This window comes from Polynucleobacter sp. MG-6-Vaara-E2 (assembly GCF_018687695.1).
In the GTDB taxonomy this organism is placed as follows: domain Bacteria; phylum Pseudomonadota; class Gammaproteobacteria; order Burkholderiales; family Burkholderiaceae; genus Polynucleobacter.
The window spans coordinates 694479-710614 of sequence record NZ_CP061303.1; the positions used below are offsets into that span (position 1 = coordinate 694479).

Annotated in this window: 15 protein-coding genes; 14 read left to right on the forward strand and 1 reads right to left on the reverse strand. The window is 47.2% G+C overall.

Annotation, left to right across the window (positions count from 1 at the left end):
* Window positions 1–44 precede the first annotated feature (44 nt).
* Window positions 45–599: an outer membrane protein gene (locus tag ICV38_RS03705; RefSeq protein WP_215382401.1), complete on the forward strand. Its 555-nt coding sequence runs from the start codon at window positions 45–47 to the stop codon at window positions 597–599.
* A 383-nt stretch (window positions 600–982) separates the two neighbouring features.
* On the opposite strand, the gene ICV38_RS03710 is transcribed toward ICV38_RS03705, so the two are convergent.
* Window positions 983–1684, reverse strand: a complete 702-nt coding sequence (locus tag ICV38_RS03710) for a Bax inhibitor-1 family protein (RefSeq protein WP_215382402.1) — start codon at window positions 1682–1684, stop codon at window positions 983–985.
* Between the two features lie 260 nt (window positions 1685–1944).
* On the opposite strand from ICV38_RS03710, the gene ndk reads away from it, so the two are divergent.
* The 13 genes from ndk to ICV38_RS03775 all read left to right on the forward strand — a co-directional run bounded on the left by ndk (window position 1945) and on the right by ICV38_RS03775 (window position 16082).
* A complete protein-coding gene (gene ndk / locus ICV38_RS03715) occupies window positions 1945–2370 on the forward strand; it encodes a nucleoside-diphosphate kinase (RefSeq protein WP_068948326.1) in 426 nt (141 codons plus the stop codon).
* Between the two features lie 76 nt (window positions 2371–2446).
* Entirely contained in the window at window positions 2447–3610 is a 1164-nt protein-coding gene (gene rlmN, locus ICV38_RS03720) for a 23S rRNA (adenine(2503)-C(2))-methyltransferase RlmN (RefSeq protein ID WP_251368274.1), read from the forward strand.
* Between the two features lie 10 nt (window positions 3611–3620).
* Window positions 3621–4892: a flavodoxin-dependent (E)-4-hydroxy-3-methylbut-2-enyl-diphosphate synthase gene (gene ispG, locus ICV38_RS03725; RefSeq protein ID WP_215382404.1), complete on the forward strand. Its 1272-nt coding sequence runs from the start codon at window positions 3621–3623 to the stop codon at window positions 4890–4892.
* 17 nt (window positions 4893–4909) lie between these two features.
* Window positions 4910–6229, forward strand: a complete 1320-nt coding sequence (gene hisS, locus ICV38_RS03730) for a histidine--tRNA ligase (protein WP_215382405.1) — start codon at window positions 4910–4912, stop codon at window positions 6227–6229.
* A 70-nt stretch (window positions 6230–6299) separates the two neighbouring features.
* Window positions 6300–6959, forward strand: coding sequence for a tetratricopeptide repeat protein (locus tag ICV38_RS03735; RefSeq protein WP_215382406.1), 660 nt, complete (start codon window positions 6300–6302; stop codon window positions 6957–6959).
* Window positions 6959–8113, forward strand: a complete 1155-nt coding sequence (bamB, locus tag ICV38_RS03740) for an outer membrane protein assembly factor BamB (RefSeq protein WP_215382407.1) — start codon at window positions 6959–6961, stop codon at window positions 8111–8113. Before ICV38_RS03735 ends, bamB begins: the two co-directional genes overlap by 1 nt.
* On the forward strand, window positions 8110–9474 hold the full coding sequence (gene der, locus ICV38_RS03745; RefSeq protein ID WP_215382408.1) for a ribosome biogenesis GTPase Der: 1365 nt from the start codon (window positions 8110–8112) through the stop codon (window positions 9472–9474). The genes bamB and der overlap by 4 nt, the downstream gene beginning before the upstream one ends.
* A gap of 186 nt (window positions 9475–9660) precedes the next feature.
* Window positions 9661–9909, forward strand: a complete 249-nt coding sequence (gene hfq, locus ICV38_RS03750; protein ID WP_215382409.1) for an RNA chaperone Hfq — start codon at window positions 9661–9663, stop codon at window positions 9907–9909.
* A 28-nt stretch (window positions 9910–9937) separates the two neighbouring features.
* Window positions 9938–11143, forward strand: a complete 1206-nt coding sequence (hflX, locus tag ICV38_RS03755) for a GTPase HflX (protein ID WP_371819239.1) — start codon at window positions 9938–9940, stop codon at window positions 11141–11143.
* The gene (gene hflK / locus ICV38_RS03760; RefSeq protein WP_251368223.1) at window positions 11133–12626 is read left to right on the forward strand and encodes an FtsH protease activity modulator HflK; all 1494 of its coding nucleotides are present in this window, start codon (window positions 11133–11135) and stop codon (window positions 12624–12626) included. The genes hflX and hflK overlap by 11 nt, the downstream gene beginning before the upstream one ends.
* The gene (gene hflC / locus ICV38_RS03765; RefSeq protein WP_215382411.1) at window positions 12626–13495 is read left to right on the forward strand and encodes a protease modulator HflC; all 870 of its coding nucleotides are present in this window, start codon (window positions 12626–12628) and stop codon (window positions 13493–13495) included. Before hflK ends, hflC begins: the two co-directional genes overlap by 1 nt.
* A gap of 27 nt (window positions 13496–13522) precedes the next feature.
* Window positions 13523–14683, forward strand: coding sequence for an ATP phosphoribosyltransferase regulatory subunit (locus tag ICV38_RS03770; protein ID WP_215382412.1), 1161 nt, complete (start codon window positions 13523–13525; stop codon window positions 14681–14683).
* 58 nt (window positions 14684–14741) lie between these two features.
* The gene (locus ICV38_RS03775) at window positions 14742–16082 is read left to right on the forward strand and encodes an adenylosuccinate synthase (protein ID WP_215382413.1); all 1341 of its coding nucleotides are present in this window, start codon (window positions 14742–14744) and stop codon (window positions 16080–16082) included.
* Window positions 16083–16136 lie beyond the last annotated feature (54 nt).

Consider the following 16136-nt stretch of genomic DNA (forward strand, 5'->3'; position numbering starts at 1 on the left):
TATTGCTAAGCAATCAATATAAATAAGTATTTAGGGGTAGTGATATGAAAAAAATAGCAATTTTGATATGGGCTCTTATTACGCCTATTGCCTATGCTCAATCACAAAATTTTGAGGGTTTTGGTTTGTCAATTGACTACTCCATGAACTCTATTACGGACGTATCAACACCCGGAGGATCCGCAACGAGTCGAAGTGGTATTCCGAGTATTACTGCTGATGCATACAAGGCTATGAATAAGGATTGGCTGGTTGGGGTCTACGGAACTTATGATTTGGGTACAACTGATACGTCAGGCAGTGATCCTGACGCTCACCATCCAATTGAGGCTGGTGGAAAAATTGGCTATGCAATTACTGACAATTTACTAGGCTATGTGAAACTAGGTTGGTCATGGTCCAAGTACTCTTCGCCAGGCTACTATCAGTGGTTGAATGGATCAAGTTATGGCATTGGCGCTGAATACTTGCTCACTAAGAACCTCTTCACAAGAGTCGAGGTCTCACAGCAAAACTATAAAACCGTTCAATGGAGCGATGGCTCAACCGATAAGGTGAATATCAACTCCTACGGTATTTCTTTGGGCTGGCGTTTCTAGCCTTCCAATGAAAACTGCCTAGATAGGCAATATATGCACCAAATTGGTACTTCTCTAGTGCACTTTTGGTGTTTTCCTTGTTTTTGGGTGCATTAGAGGGGTTTATCTGTCTTATAGAAGAGTAGATTGAACTTGTAGGTAGAGGTTGGTGGCCTACAGATTCATTTACTTCTAGGAGAGCATCATGAGAGCCTCAGATAGTTTTGCAATCTTATTGATTTTGATTGCACTGTCTTATGCGGTGAGTATGTTTGTAGCGAACTAATTTTTTAGTTCAAGCAACTACAAACAAGCAGACATTAAATAAAAAAGGCACCCGCAGGTGCCTTGAGAGAGCAACACACTCAAATTCAAGTGTGGCTTCTAGTGTGTCTTAATGTCACTTAATCGCGATTACCGCCAACAATACCCAAGAGGGCTAGCAAGTTGGTAAACACGTTGTACACATCTAAGTAGATCGCTAATGTAGCCATGATGTAATTGGTTTCGCCGCCATTGACCACGCGCTGTACATCAACGAGGATGAAGGCAGAGAAGATCGCGATAGCCAGAACCATCACAGTCAACATCAAAGCAGGCAATTGCAACCAGATGTTTGCTAAGGAAGCGACGATTAAGAGTAATACGCCGACCATCAACCATTTACCTAGGCCAGCAAAGTCACTCTTGCTCACGGTAGCAATAGTTGCCATCGTTGCAAAGATTGCCGCTGTGCCACCAAAGGAAAGCATGATGAGCGCAGCGCCGTTGCTATAGCTATTGAGGGTGAAGCCAACTAAACGGGACAACATGATTCCCATGAAGAAGGTAAAGCCCAACAGCAGAAGTACGCCGACGCCAGTCTCTTTATTCTTTTCAATAGCCCAGAAGAATCCGAATGCCACTGCCATGAAAACAATGAAGCCTAAGAAAGGGCTGCCTGAGAACAGATCAAGACCCATCGCTACGCCAAGCCACGCGCCGATAACAGTTGGAACCATGGAGAGCGCCAACAGGGCATAGGTATTGCGCAGTACGCGGTTGCGTACCTGGACGGTGCTTATTGAGCCGGTCTGGCCAAAGCCGTAAGAGTTCAGATCACTCATATTGACTCCTTCTTTTTCATAGTTGTTACAAGAGCCCATATAGGGCTGTTGACATTAAGTATAGACAAAACACCTCAATTTCAAGCCCCCCATATAAAGACCTACAAATACTGGGCTTATGCCCTGTAAATTCAAGGGCTTAGCCCTACAGACATAGGGGTAAATACGGTCAGGCAATGTATAATTCGGGGGTCGCTGAAGAAGGGTGCCTTATTGACCCGACCCAGCAAATACCCTTGAAATCACTATTGGAGTCTTGAATGGCAATTGAACGCACCCTATCTATTATCAAACCTGATGCTGTCGCTAAAAACGTCATCGGCAAAATCTATGACCGTTTTGAATCCGCTGGTTTGAAGATCGTTGCTTCTAGAATGGCGCATTTGTCACAAAATGAAGCAGAGCAGTTCTACGGCGTTCACAAGGATCGTCCTTTCTTCAAAGATTTAGTGAACTTCATGATTTCTGGTCCAGTCATGATTCAAGTGTTGCAAGGCGAAGGCGCTATTGCTAAGAACCGCGATTTGATGGGCGCTACCGATCCGAAGAAAGCAGAAAAAGGCACAATCCGTGCTGACTTTGCTGACAGCATCGATGCAAACGCTGTACATGGTTCTGACGCTCCTGAAACAGCTGCTGTGGAAGTTGCATTCTTCTTCCCTGGCATGAATGTTTTCAATCGTTAATCAACCACCTATTGATTGATAAGTAGGCGCATTGACCTCCCCGCGCGTAAATCTCTTAGATTTTGACGCTGACCAAATGGCGGCGTATGTCGCGGGGTTGAATGAAAAGCCCTTTAGGGCAAAGCAGCTCATGCAGTGGATACACCAACGTGGTGTAGCGAACATTGATGACATGAGTGATCTGGCAAAAAGCTTTCGAGCTACCTTGCAGGGTAAAGCAGAAGTATTCTCTCTTCCCGTAATTAAAGACGAACACGCTCTCGATGGAACCCGCAAGTGGTTGCTCGACGTGGGGGCTGGCAATGCGGTGGAGTCTGTCTATATTCCCGAGGATGACAGAGGCACCTTGTGTATCTCTTCTCAAGCGGGTTGTGCAGTCAATTGCCGTTTTTGCTCAACTGGGCATCAAGGCTTCTCACGCAATCTGACTTCCGGTGAAATCATTGGACAGTTGTGGTTTGTAGAACATCTTTTGCGTAATGACCCAGAAGCAGTGCGCAGAATTGAAAAATATCCAACGCCAGGTTGGGAACACACGGGTCGTGTGATTTCTAATGTGGTGATGATGGGCATGGGCGAGCCCTTGCTCAACTATGACAATGTGGTTTCTGCATTGCGTTTGATGTTAGACGATAGAGCCTATGGCTTATCACGTCGTCGTGTCACCGTATCAACCTCCGGCGTAGTGCCGATGATTGATCGCCTCGCGGAAGATTGCCCAGTTGCATTAGCAGTGTCATTGCATGCACCAAACGATGCCTTGCGTGATCAGCTCGTGCCACTGAATCAAAAATATCCACTACGGGAATTGTTAGACGCTTGCGAGCGTTACTTGCCATTTGCGCCACGGGACTTCTTGACCTTTGAGTATTGCATGCTCGACGGCGTAAACGATTCTGACATTCAGGCAAAAGAATTAGTACGTTTGCTCAAGAACATCAAATGCAAAATTAACCTGATTCCGTTTAATCCATTCCCTGAGTCAGGCCTTAAGCGCTCATCAAACCAGCGTGTAAACACCTTTGCCAGCATCTTGCTGGATGCTGGAATGGTGGCAACTGTGCGTAAGACCCGTGGTGACGATATCGCTGCAGCCTGCGGTCAGCTAGCGGGTGATGTAGTAGACCGTACTCGCGTGCGCGAGCGCGCTGTGCACAAAGCAGAAATTGAGATTGAAGAAGTTGAATCTGATACCCAGTCAAACGAGCACCCCATTGAGTGGCTCAAAAAATTAAATTAATTAGAACCCCATGAGCTCTAATCCATCATCGCTTCCAAAGCTGCCTTTAGGACCATCTCCTAAGCGAGCTACACGTCAAGCAACCGTTGCTTGGAAAACTAACATCATTACTGTTGGTGGTGATGCGCCTGTACGCGTTCAGTCCATGACCAATACCGATACTGCAGATGCAGTGGGTACAGCGATTCAAGTTAAAGAGTTAGCGCGTGCCGGATCAGAGATGGTGCGCATTACGGTCAATACACCAGAAGCTGCAGCAGCCGTTCCATATATTCGTGAGCAGTTAGACAAGATGGATGTCTTGGTGCCATTGATTGGTGACTTTCATTACAACGGCCACACTCTATTAAACGATTACCCAGAGTGCGCTAAAGCACTTTCAAAGTACCGCATCAATCCTGGCAATGTGGGTAAGGGCGCCAAGCGTGACCCACAGTTTGCGCAAATGATTGAAGCCGCTTGCAAATACGATAAGCCGATTCGCATTGGGGTGAACTGGGGAAGTTTGGACCAAGAGTTGTTGGCATCCATCATGGATAGCAATGCTGCACTTGAGAGTCCAAAGTCTGCCCAAGAGGTCATGATTGAAGCGCTTATTCAGTCCGCGCTACAGTCTGCAGAAAAAGCGGTTGAGCTGGGTATGAACCCGAATCAAATTTTGCTCTCTTGCAAGGTCAGCAATGTTCAGGACTTGGTTGCAGTCTACCGCGACCTCTCACGTCGCTCTGACTACCCATTGCACTTAGGTTTAACTGAAGCGGGTATGGGTAGCAAAGGAATTGTGTCTTCAACAGCGGCAATGGGTATCTTGTTGCAAGAGGGCATTGGTGACACGATTCGCGTTTCATTGACGCCTGACCCTGGCGCTCCCCGCGAAAATGAAGTGATTGTTGCCCAAGAAATTTTGCAAACCATGGGATTGCGCAATTTCACACCGATGGTGATTGCTTGCCCTGGTTGCGGAAGAACGACTAGCACCACCTTTCAAGAACTAGCTGCCAATATTCAATCTTATTTGCGCCAGCAGATGCCGATTTGGAAGAAGACCCACCCAGGCGTAGAGAATATGAATGTGGCGGTAATGGGTTGCATCGTGAATGGTCCTGGTGAGAGTAAGCATGCCAATATCGGTATTTCCTTGCCCGGCACAGGCGAGACACCGGCTGCTCCAGTGTTTGTGGATGGCGTTAAAGTAAAGACCTTGCGCGGTGAAAATATTGCCCAGGAGTTTCAGGTCATCGTGGATGACTATGTCAAACAGAACTATGCAGCCAAGAATTAATTACATAACAATAAAAAATGACTGACCAAACCAAGCAAACTAAAGTTCAAAAAATTAATGGCGTTCGCGGCATGAATGATTTGCTGCCAGCTGATGCTGCGCAATGGGCACATCTTGAGCATGTTCTGCGTGATTTAACCCGTGCCTATGGTTATGAGTTTTTGAGAACGCCGATTGTGGAAGCAACGGCAGTATTTCAGCGCGGTATTGGTGAGGTCACTGATATCGTTGAAAAAGAAATGTATTCCTTTGAGGACCGCCTCAATGGTGAGCAGCTTACTTTGCGTCCTGAAGGTACTGCAGCGCTGGTGCGCTCAGTCATTGAAAATAATTTGCTTTATGAGGGGCCTAAGCGTCTTTGGTATACCGGCCCGATGTTTCGTCATGAGCGCCCACAACGGGGGCGCTATCGTCAGTTCCACCAATTTGGCATTGAAGCTTTAGGCTTTGCTGGTCCCGATATTGATGCGGAAATCATTTTCATGGGTCAACGCCTTTGGGATGAGCTTGGTTTAAAGGGTGTGCGCCTTGAAATAAATTCTTTAGGGCAGGCTAACGAGCGTGCAGAGCACCGTGCAGCCTTAGTTCAGTACTTTGAGAAACATCAATCTCAGCTAGACGAGGATTCACAGCGTCGCTTACTGACCAATCCATTGCGTATTTTGGATTCCAAAAATCCGCAGATACAAACTTTGATTGAAGGTGCGCCAAAGCTATTGGATTTCTTAGGCGAAGAATCCCTTGCGCATTTCAATGCAGTACAAGCAATTCTCAAAGCCAATAACATTCCCTGCAAAATCAATCCGCGTTTAGTGCGTGGCTTGGATTACTACAACCTCACTGTATTCGAGTGGATTACGGAAGAGTTAGGTGCACAGGGCACCATCGCTGGTGGAGGTCGTTACGATCCATTAATCGAGCGTATGGGTGGTAAAGCAGCGCCTGCTTGTGGTTGGGCAATGGGTATGGAGCGTGTGCTAGAACTCATGAAGGTTTCGGGTTCATTGCCAGAAGCGCAAGCCCAGTGTGATGTGTTTGTATTACATCAAGGCGGCGAGACTTTAACGACAGCGATGATTATTGCCGAACGATTGCGTAGTGCAGGTATCGATACCATCCTTTTTTGCCCGCCAGATGGCCAATCAGCCAGCTTTAAGTCACAAATGAAAAAGGCTGATGCCAGCGGGGCAGCCTTTGCCGTCATCATTGGACCTGATGAATTGGCTAAAAATGAGGCAGGACTTAAAGACTTACGGGGCACAGGGGAGCAGAAGTCTATTCCCCTGGAAGGTGTACTGGAAGCGGTAATTGACGCTTTAGTAGGCGCCTCCGAATAGAATACAGAAGAGCCTATCTCATTAACAAGATAGGTATGTAACAAAAATTGATTAATTAGCTTGGATTGACATGCCTTTAGATCTAGAAGAACAAGAACAATTAGACCAACTCAAAGCGTTTTGGCAAAAGTATCGCAACCTCATTACTGGTGTTGTGACTGTTGCCCTGTTTGCTTATGCGGCCTATAGCGGCTATCAATGGTGGCGGAATAGCCAAGCTATGGAAGCTTCTAAGCTTTACGAGACTATGGTCAGTGCAATTGCTAAGGGTGATAAAGATCAGACCTTACGCGCTGCGGATGATTTGCAAAAAGACTTTGCAAGCACGCCGTACGCACCAATGGCTAGTTTAATTGCTGCTCGTATCGCATCTGATGCGGGCGATAGTGCTAAAGCACTCGATTATTTACGTTGGGCTGCTAAGAATGCTTCTAATGATGGTTACCTTGCTTTGGCGAAGATGCGCTTGGTGTCTCAATTAATCGAGCAGGGCGCTGACAAAGATTTTGCTGAAGCTGATCAAATTCTCAAAGATAAGCCAGTTGTTGGTTTTGAAGCCTTGTGGCTTGAGCGTCGTGGCGATTGGTATTTGGCGCAACAGAAAAACGCAGAAGCAAAAGCAAGCTACCAAGATGCTTGGAAGAAATTAGACCAAGCTAAAGAATTTCCGGAAGAGGCGCGTCGTCTCCTGAAGGTCAAATTAGATGCTCTTGGAGGAATTGCTCAGTGATGGTCTCAACAAAACGCATGGTTAAGCTAGTTAGTAATGCCCTGATCCTTGGCGCAGTAGCTACCGCTTTAGTTGCTTGCTCGGGCAATTCACGCGTTCGTAAGCCAGCAGAGCTGGTTGCAGTTAACAATCAATTCGATTTGCAGCCTGTTTGGTCAACCAGTGTTGGTTCATCCGAGACATTCAATTTCCATCCAGTGGTTGCTGGTGATGCAGTCTACGCAGCATCGCATCGTGGCAACTTAGCCAAAATTGATTTGGCTTCGGGTAATAAGGTATGGGAAGTCTCTGTTCCAGAGCGTCTAGCGATTGGTCCAGGTTCTGATGGTCGCGTGACTGTTGCGGTAAGCATTAAAGGTAATGTTTACGCTTATGACGACACTGGCAAGCCATTGTGGAATGTCAACGTAGGCTCTGAAGTATTGAGTGAACCGGTAGTAGCGGGTGGCATCGTCGTGATTCGCGCATTAGATAACCGCTTCATTGGTTTAGATGAATTAACGGGCATGCGTAAGTGGATTTATCAGCGTCAGCAATCTGCTTTGTCATTGCGCGTTGGATATGGCATGTTACCAATTAATAATGAAGTGATTGTTACTGGCTTTGCTGGCGGTCGTTTTGGCATGATTGCGATTGCCAATGGTGGTTTGGTTTGGGAGACCCCGGTTTCTTTTCCAAAGGGCTTTTCTGAAATTGAGCGTTTGAACGATGTCACGGCCAAGCCCAGTATGGAAGGCGATATTTTGTGCGCTGTCTCTTATCAAGGTCGTATTGGTTGTGGTCAAGCGCGTACCGGTGCTTTGCTCTGGTTTAAAGATTTTTCTAGTTACACCGGTACTGCCCAAAGTCGCGATTTAGTTTTCTCGGCCAATGAAAAATCGTACGTCACTGCATTTGCTACTAAAGACGGTAGTCAGGCTTGGGAAAATACCCAGCTAACTTACCGTGATGTCGGCGAGCCTCTGGCAGTGGGCAGAGTATTGCTCATGGGTGATGCTCAAGGTTACGTGCATGCATTTTCACAAGCGAATGGCGAGATGGTTGCGCGTATTCGTCACGACAGCAGTCCAATCTCAGCCGCCCCAATTGCAGTGGGTGGTCTCATCTTGATTCAATCTCAAGGTGGAAAAATCGCGGCGTACACTCCTAAATGAATCCAGTCATCACTATTGTCGGTCGTCCCAATGTGGGCAAGTCGACTCTCTTTAATCGCTTAACGCGTTCACGTGATGCCCTAGTAGCAGACTTCTCTGGTTTAACGAGAGATCGCCACTACGGCAAAGGTCGCATTGGTGAGCGTGCTTTCATTTGCGTAGATACCGGTGGTTTCGAGCCGGTAGCTAAGACCGGTATTGTTGCCGAGATGGCAAAGCAAACCAAACAAGCGGTTGCTGAATCAGACATTGTCATTTTCTTGGTTGATGGTCGCCTCGGTATGGCACCACAAGATCGAGTAATTGCAGACTTCTTGCGCAAGACTGGCAGACCTATCATTTTGGCTGTCAATAAAACCGAAGGTATGCAAGCTGGGGTAGTGACTGCAGACTTTCATGAATTGGGATTGGGTGAGCCATTTCCAATTTCATCGGCGCATGGAGATGGTGTTCGTGGGTTGATTGACGATGCATTGGATACGCTCGGTATTGCAGAGCCAGATGAAGAAGAGTTAGCAAACGATCCAAATCGCCCAATGAAGATTGCCGTAGTCGGGCGTCCTAACGTAGGTAAATCCACTCTGATCAATAAACTGATTGGTGAAGAGCGTGTGATTGCATTTGACATGCCAGGCACCACGCGTGATGCCATCGAAGTTCCCTTTGAGCGCAATGGCAAGCCTTATATCCTGGTGGATACCGCAGGTTTACGCCGTCGTGGAAAAGTATTTGAGGCGATTGAGAAGTTCTCAGTCGTGAAGACCTTACAAGCGATTGCTGATTGCAATGTAGTCATTCTGATGCTCGATGCCCAGCAAGATATTTCTGAGCAAGATGCGCATATCGCTGGATTTATTGTGGAAGCAGGGCGTGCCCTTGTTGTTGCTGTGAATAAATGGGATGGCATTGACGCATATGTAAAAGAGCGTGCCCGTTTAGAGATTGCGCAAAAGTTGCGCTTCTTAGACTTTGCAAACGTACATCCGATTTCTGCAAAGAAAGGCACTGGCCTAAAAGAACTCTTTAAAGATGTGGATGCTGCTTATGCAGCCGCAATGGCGAAACTGCCAACCCCACGTTTGACCCGCATTTTGCAAGAAGCGATTGAACACCAGCAGCCTAAACGGGTTGGCATGGGTCGTCCAAAACTCCGTTACGCACACCAAGGGGGTATGAATCCTCCAATCGTGGTGATTCATGGAACATCATTGAGTGGTGTCACTGATAGCTATAAGCGCTACCTGGAAGGCCGCTTTAGAGATGTCTTCAAATTACGTGGAACCCCTTTACGGATTCAGATGAATACCGCCAAAAACCCCTATGTGGATGCAGATAAGGGCAAAAAGGGCAAAAAGCGCTAGTTTGAGATAAGCTTTCTATCTAGAACTTAATGAGGGCTTGATTTTTTTGAAATGAAGCCCAATATAGAGTTAGTAGGTAGTTTGGTAACAGCGGTTTCAGAATTTGTAGTGAGTAAGACATAAAAGTAAGACAGAAAAAGTAAGACTCCCAAAAAAGTAACTTAGAAAAAATAATGAAGGAGCAGTATGAGCAATAACACCAATAAAATTCAATTACTACAGGACCCATTTCTCAATGCATTGCGCAAAGAGCATATTCCTGTATCGATCTATCTTGTGAACGGCATTAAGTTGCAAGGCAATATTGAATCATTCGATCAATATGTTGTGCTCCTTCGCAACACCGTCACGCAGATGGTTTACAAACATGCAATCTCCACGATCGTTCCTGCTCGTGCGATTGATTTCCGCATAGAAGAAGGCAGCTCTGTATAAAACTGGAGTAGATGCCGCACGCGCCGTCTTGGTGGGTGTTGATACAGGCCGCGAAGATTTTGCAGACAGCATGGCTGAACTCAGCCTCTTGGCTGATAGTGCCGGCTCTATACCCGCAGCCAGCGTTATTGTGCGAAAAGGCAGAACAGATCCTGCTTTATTCATTGGTTCGGGAAAAGCTAATGAACTCAAGCGGGTGATGGAGGAGAAAGATGCTGAATTGGCAATCTTTAATCATCCTTTGTCTCCCACGCAGCAGCGTAACTTAGAGCGTCACATCGGTCGCCATGTCATGGATCGCACTGGTTTGATATTGGATATCTTTAGTCAGCGCGCACAAAGCCATATCGGTAAGACCCAAGTCGAGTTAGCGCAAGTGCGTTATCGCATGTCTCGCTTAGTACGTGCTTGGAGTCACTTGGAGCGTCAGCGCGGTGGTATTGGTGTGCGTGGCGGTCCTGGTGAAACGCAGATGGAGTTGGACCGCCGGATGTTGGCGACTAAAGCCAAGCGTCTTGAAAACGAATTAGAAAAACTACAACGCCAACAGCGAACTCAAAGAAGAGCGCGAAACCGTAAGGATGTATTTTCAGTTTCCTTGGTGGGCTATACCAATGCGGGTAAATCAACCTTATTCAATGCCCTCACAAAAGCGGGCACCTATGCGGCCGATCAGCTCTTTGCCACTTTGGACACCACCTCTAGAAGAGTGCATTTGGATGGAGTTGGCTCGATCGTGGTTTCCGATACGGTGGGATTTATCCGAGAACTTCCTCACCAGCTCGTTGAGGCATTTCGAGCCACCCTGGACGAAACTATCCATGCGGACCTGATCTTGCATGTGATTGATGCCTGTAGCCCGGTTGCCAGGGAGCAAAAAGCTGAGGTTGAGGCCGTTTTGGCTGAAATCGGGGCTGACGATATCCCGCGCATAGAGGTCATGAATAAGATCGATTTAATGCCCCAGACCTTCACCAAAGGGGCTGTTTTGGAGCGGGATAACCAAGGTTTCGCAAGCCAGATTTTCCTCTCCGCCCAAACGGGCTTAGGCCTTGATTTGCTGCGGCAAACCTTGGCGGAATGCTCCCAAATGACTGATAAAATGAGGAGTGAACACAACCGTGCCAAGACCCAAATGGCCCCGGACGAGTTTTTAGCCCCTTTACCAGAACGACCAGAATCATCCGAATTTAATCCGATTCCTAACCGAAGCTACCTTGCTAATGATGCGTAAATTTCTCGACCTGTTTTCGGTCAATGATCCAGGTTGGAGCAATAGTCACAACAGTGGATCTAAAAATGCCCAAGACGGGCAGGGTAACGAACAAGCTCCAAAAGTAGATCCAGAGCAAAACAAACCACCGAATCAGTCACCCCCACAGTCACCCCAGCAACCTGCTAAGCCAGACGAACCTCCCGATCTGGATGAGTTGTGGCGTGATTTCAATGACAGAATTGCTGGCCTATTTGGTGGCAAGAAAAAGCCAGGGACTAGTGCAGGCCCAACTGCCAATAAACCCAACAGCAGTGATATTCCACCTCCTTCGGAACGTGGCAATGGTGGCGGTAATGGTGCGGGGCCTACTGGTCCGAACTTCAATTTCACAAACCCATTTAGCTCAAAGAGCGGCCCATTAGTTGCCATCGGCATTTTTGCTTTTCTCTGGCTTTGTAGCGGCTTTTTTATTATTCAAGAGGGTCAGGCCGGTGTTGTGATGACTTTTGGTAAGTACGACTACACCGCCAAGCCAGGCATTAACTGGCGTATGCCTTGGCCGATTCAGTCCGAAGAGACTGTGAATCTCTCTGGTGTGCGCTCAGTTGAAGTAGGTCGCCCTGTATTAATTAAGGCTACCAATCAAAAAGACTCTTCGATGTTGACCGAAGATGAAAACATCATTGATGTGCGCTTTGCTGTGCAATATCGCTTAAAAGATCCAACCGATTATCTATTTAATAATCGCGACCCAGATACAGCAGTAGTACAAGCAGCTGAAACCGCAGTACGTGAGATTGTGGCTCGAAGCAAGATGGATACAGTCTTGTACGAGGGGCGCGAGAAGATCGGCATTGATTTGGCCGCATCTATTCAAAAGATTTTGGATAGCTATAAAACTGGTATCTATGTGACTAGCGTCACAGTACAAAACGTTCAACCACCGGAGCAGGTACAAGCGGCATTTGATGATGCCGTTAAAGCTGGTCAAGACCAAGAGCGTTTGAAGAGTGAAGGACAGGCCTATGCTAATGACATCATCCCTCGCGCCAAAGGTACTGCTGCCCGTCTCATTCAGGAGGCTGAAGGCTATAAGGCTCGTGTCGAAGCTACTGCCGAAGGAGATGCCGCTCGCTTTAAACAAGTCCTAGTGGAGTACGCCAAGGCCCCAGGCGTTACGCGCGATCGTATGTACACCACCGCGATGAGCGAAATGTATAGCAACGTTACCAAAGTGATTGTTGACACCACAAGGAACAATAGTCTTTTGTATTTGCCACTGGATAAGCTCGTTGCACAAGTAAGTGCGGAAAGCGCTCAAGCAGCAAGCGTACAAGTCAACTCAGGAAGTGTTCCCACTCCTACTCCAACAGGTTCAGTCACCGTTGGCGGAGCTACAGGAGTCAATACACCAGTACCACAGGGCACCTCAAGCAATAACAATGACAGAACAACTGACAAGCGTGATGGTTTGCGCAGTCGCGATCGGGATTCTCGCTAATGAATGCTAATCGTCTGATTGCTGCAGCAATTGCCTTTATTGCGCTGATTTATGTGCTGTCCTCAAGTATTTTTGTGGTGGATCAGCGTAAATTTGCGGTGGTCTTCTCTTTCGGTCAGATTGTTCGTGTGATTGAACAGCCCGGGATACAGGTTAAATACCCAGCGCCATTTGAGAGTGTGCGTTTCTTTGATCGCCGCATTCTGACGATCGACAATCCAGAAGCAGAGCGCTTTATAACTGCTGAGAAAAAGAACCTCTTAGTCGATTCTTATGTGAAGTGGCGCATTGTTGATCCACGTAAATTCTTCATTAGCTTTAAGGGTGATGAGCGCTTAGCCCAAGATCGCCTAACCCAATTGGTTCGTTCTGCACTGAATGAGGAGTTCACCAAGCGCACTGTACGCGAGCTGATTTCGGATCAACGCGAAGAAGTGATGCAGGGTATCCGCAAAAAGGTTGCAGTAGACGCCTCAGATATTGGTGTTGAGATTGTAGACGTGCGTTTAAAGCGTGTTGACTTGCTTGCAGAAATTAGTGATTCTGTATATCGCCGCATGGAAGCTGAGCGTAAGCGCGTTGCTAATGAGTTGCGCTCAACTGGCGCTGCTGAGTCCGACAAGATTCGCGCCAATGCCGAGCGTCAACGCGATACGATTTTGGCTGAAGCTTATCGTGATGCTCAAAAGATCAAGGGTGCAGGGGATGCTAAGGCCACAGCTGTCTATGCTGAAGCTTTTGGACGTGACCCTTCGTTTGCGCAGTTCTATCAGAACTTAGAGGCCTATCGCAACTCCTTCAAAGATAAGAAGGACCTCATGGTGATTGAGCCTAATGGCGAATTCTTTAAGAATCTGCACAAAAAATAAGAAATAAGAAAGCGAATAGTTCACATCATGAATCGTTGGTTACTTCCCGAAGATATTGCAGACGTTTTGCCGGCTGAGGCACGCAAGGTGGAGACTTTGCGCCGCACTATCTTGGACCTGTATCAATCTTATGGCTATGAGCTAGTTGCGCCCCCTATTTTGGAGTTCTTAGATTCATTATTGACGGGTACTGGTTCAGACCTGAACTTGCAGACCTTTAAATTAGTGGATCAATTGTCTGGCCGCACATTAGGTTTGCGCGCTGACATCACCCCACAAGTGGCGCGTATTGATGCACACTTACTCAATCGTGCTGGTGTGACCCGTCTTTGTTACGCAGGTTCCGTAGCGCACGCCCGCACCCCAGTTGGGAGTTCTTCACGCGAACAATTGCAATTGGGCGCTGAGATTTATGGCTCTGCTAATTGGGAAGCCGACTTTGAAGCGATTACCTTATTACTCAAGACCCTAAATGTAGCGGGCCTGAAGAAGGTATATCTTGATTTGTCGCATGCCGGCATCTTGACTGGTATTTTGGCCGACCAAAAGCTGGACAAAGAAACGATCGAATCTTTATATAGTCTTTTGCAGAGTAAAGATCGTCCACGCTTAAAGCAATGGGCTACTTGTTTGCCTGCAAAAGTAGCTGAAGCGCTACTTGCCTTAACTGAACTAAATGGCCCTTGTGCTGAAGTATTGGCAAAGGCAAAAAAAGTACTGCCTAAGCACGCTGCGATTGATCAGGCTTTAACTGATCTGGAGCGCATTATTTCTGCTGCAAACGCCAATGCTGGTCTAGAGCTGAGCATCGACTTAGCAGATCTGCGTGGCTATCAATATCACAGCGGTGTGATGTTTGCCGCCTATGTAGATGGCTTGCCACAACCGATTGCTAGAGGCGGTCGGTATGACCAAGTGGGTCAGGCTTTCGGACGTTCACGTCCAGCAACGGGTTTTTCATTGGATTTGCTTACTTTGGCAAGCTTGTCACCGCTTAAGGTGCGTAAGCTTGCGATCCTCGCACCTTGGGTTCAAGATGCTGTATTGGAACAAGCGGTTGCTGAGTTGCGTAACCGTGGCGAAGTTGTGATTCAGGTACTCGCTGGCGAGTCTGTAGAGGCAGCCGAATATGAATGTGACCGAGAGCTAGTAAAGCAGGGTAGCTCTTGGGAAATCAAGAAAAAGTAACCAGTAAGCATCAGCAAAACACTTAATCTATTTTGTAATTATCTTTTTGGATTTCACTATGTCTTCAAAGCAGCAAGCACAAGGTCGTAACGTAGTTGTCATTGGCACCCAGTGGGGTGATGAAGGCAAAGGTAAAGTGGTTGATTGGTTGACTGACCATGCACAAGCAGTAGTTCGCTTCCAAGGTGGTCACAATGCTGGTCATACTTTGATTATTGGTGACAAGAAAACGATCTTGCGTTTGATTCCTTCTGGGATCATGCATAAAGATGTCATTTGCTATATCGGTAATGGCGTGGTGCTCTCACCAGAGGCGCTCTTTAAAGAAATTGGCGAGCTCGAAGCTGCTGGTTTAGATGTTCAATCCCGTTTGAGGATTTCCGAAGCGACGACCTTAATTCTTCCGTACCACGTAGCGATTGATCATGCGCGTGAGAAAAAGCGTGGCGAAGCGAAGATTGGCACTACTGGTCGCGGCATTGGACCGGCCTATGAAGATAAAGTTGCGCGCCGTGCTCTGCGTGTACAAGATTTGTTTTACCCAGAAAAGTTTGCTGCGCAATTGCGTGAGAACTTGGAATATCACAACTTCATGCTCACTAATTACTATGGCGCTGAGCCTGTGAACTATGAGAAGACACTTGCTGAAGCGATGTCGTATGCAGAACGTCTCAAGCCTATGGTAGTTGATGTCTCAAGCGCTTTGTATGCCGCTGAGCAGGCCGGCCAAAATCTTTTGTTCGAAGGTGCGCAAGGTACCTTGCTTGATATCGATCATGGCACTTATCCATACGTCACTTCCAGTAACTGCGTAGCAGGTAATGCTGCCGCTGGTTCGGGTGTTGGCCCAGATTCACTCCAATACATTTTGGGTATTACTAAGGCCTATTGCACGCGCGTTGGCGCTGGACCATTCCCAAGTGAACTCTATGACCATGACAATCCAGCAAGACAAGATCCAATTGGCGTTCGTTTGGCTGAAGTTGGTAAGGAGTTTGGTTCTGTTACTGGGCGTCCACGTCGTACTGGTTGGTTAGATGCAGCAGCGTTAAAGCGCTCGATTCAAATTAACGGCTTATCTGGTTTGTGTATCACTAAGCTTGACGTGCTCGATGGTTTGGAAACTATTCGCTTATGCGTTGGCTACACCTTGGACGGTAAAAAATTAGACGTTTTGCCACGTGGCGCTGAATCAGTAGCTCGTTGCGAACCAATCTATGAGGATTTCCCAGGCTGGAAAGGCACCACCTTCGGTATTCGTGAATGGGCAAAACTGCCTGTGGAAGCTCAAAACTTCTTACGCCGTATCGAGGAGGTGGCTGGTAAACCAATTGCAATGGTATCTACAGGCCCGGAGCGTGACGAAACCATCTTGCTCCAGCATCCTTTTCAGGATTAATGGAAAATATCCGATTCTCTGATTTACAAACTATTTATTAACTTTTTGCATTAG

Bases quoted from the DNA above. Each gene is read 5' to 3' on its own strand.
- ICV38_RS03770 (WP_215382412.1), top strand. From the start codon at position 13,523: ATGAATCGTTGGTTACTTCCCGAAGATATTGCAGACGTTTTGCCGGCT.
- ICV38_RS03775 (WP_215382413.1), top strand. From the start codon at position 14,742: ATGTCTTCAAAGCAGCAAGCACAAGGTCGTAACGTAGTTGTCATTGGC.
- ispG (WP_215382404.1), top strand. From the start codon at position 3,621: ATGAGCTCTAATCCATCATCGCTTCCAAAGCTGCCTTTAGGACCATCT.
- hflC (WP_215382411.1), top strand. From the start codon at position 12,626: ATGAATGCTAATCGTCTGATTGCTGCAGCAATTGCCTTTATTGCGCTG.
- rlmN (WP_251368274.1), top strand. From the start codon at position 2,447: ATGGCGGCGTATGTCGCGGGGTTGAATGAAAAGCCCTTTAGGGCAAAG.
- bamB (WP_215382407.1), top strand. From the start codon at position 6,959: ATGGTCTCAACAAAACGCATGGTTAAGCTAGTTAGTAATGCCCTGATC.
- hfq (WP_215382409.1), top strand. From the start codon at position 9,661: ATGAGCAATAACACCAATAAAATTCAATTACTACAGGACCCATTTCTC.
- hisS (WP_215382405.1), top strand. From the start codon at position 4,910: ATGACTGACCAAACCAAGCAAACTAAAGTTCAAAAAATTAATGGCGTT.
- ICV38_RS03710 (WP_215382402.1), bottom strand. From the start codon at position 1,684: ATGAGTGATCTGAACTCTTACGGCTTTGGCCAGACCGGCTCAATAAGC.
- hflK (WP_251368223.1), top strand. From the start codon at position 11,133: ATGATGCGTAAATTTCTCGACCTGTTTTCGGTCAATGATCCAGGTTGG.
- der (WP_215382408.1), top strand. From the start codon at position 8,110: ATGAATCCAGTCATCACTATTGTCGGTCGTCCCAATGTGGGCAAGTCG.
- ICV38_RS03705 (WP_215382401.1), top strand. From the start codon at position 45: ATGAAAAAAATAGCAATTTTGATATGGGCTCTTATTACGCCTATTGCC.
- ndk (WP_068948326.1), top strand. From the start codon at position 1,945: ATGGCAATTGAACGCACCCTATCTATTATCAAACCTGATGCTGTCGCT.
- ICV38_RS03735 (WP_215382406.1), top strand. From the start codon at position 6,300: ATGCCTTTAGATCTAGAAGAACAAGAACAATTAGACCAACTCAAAGCG.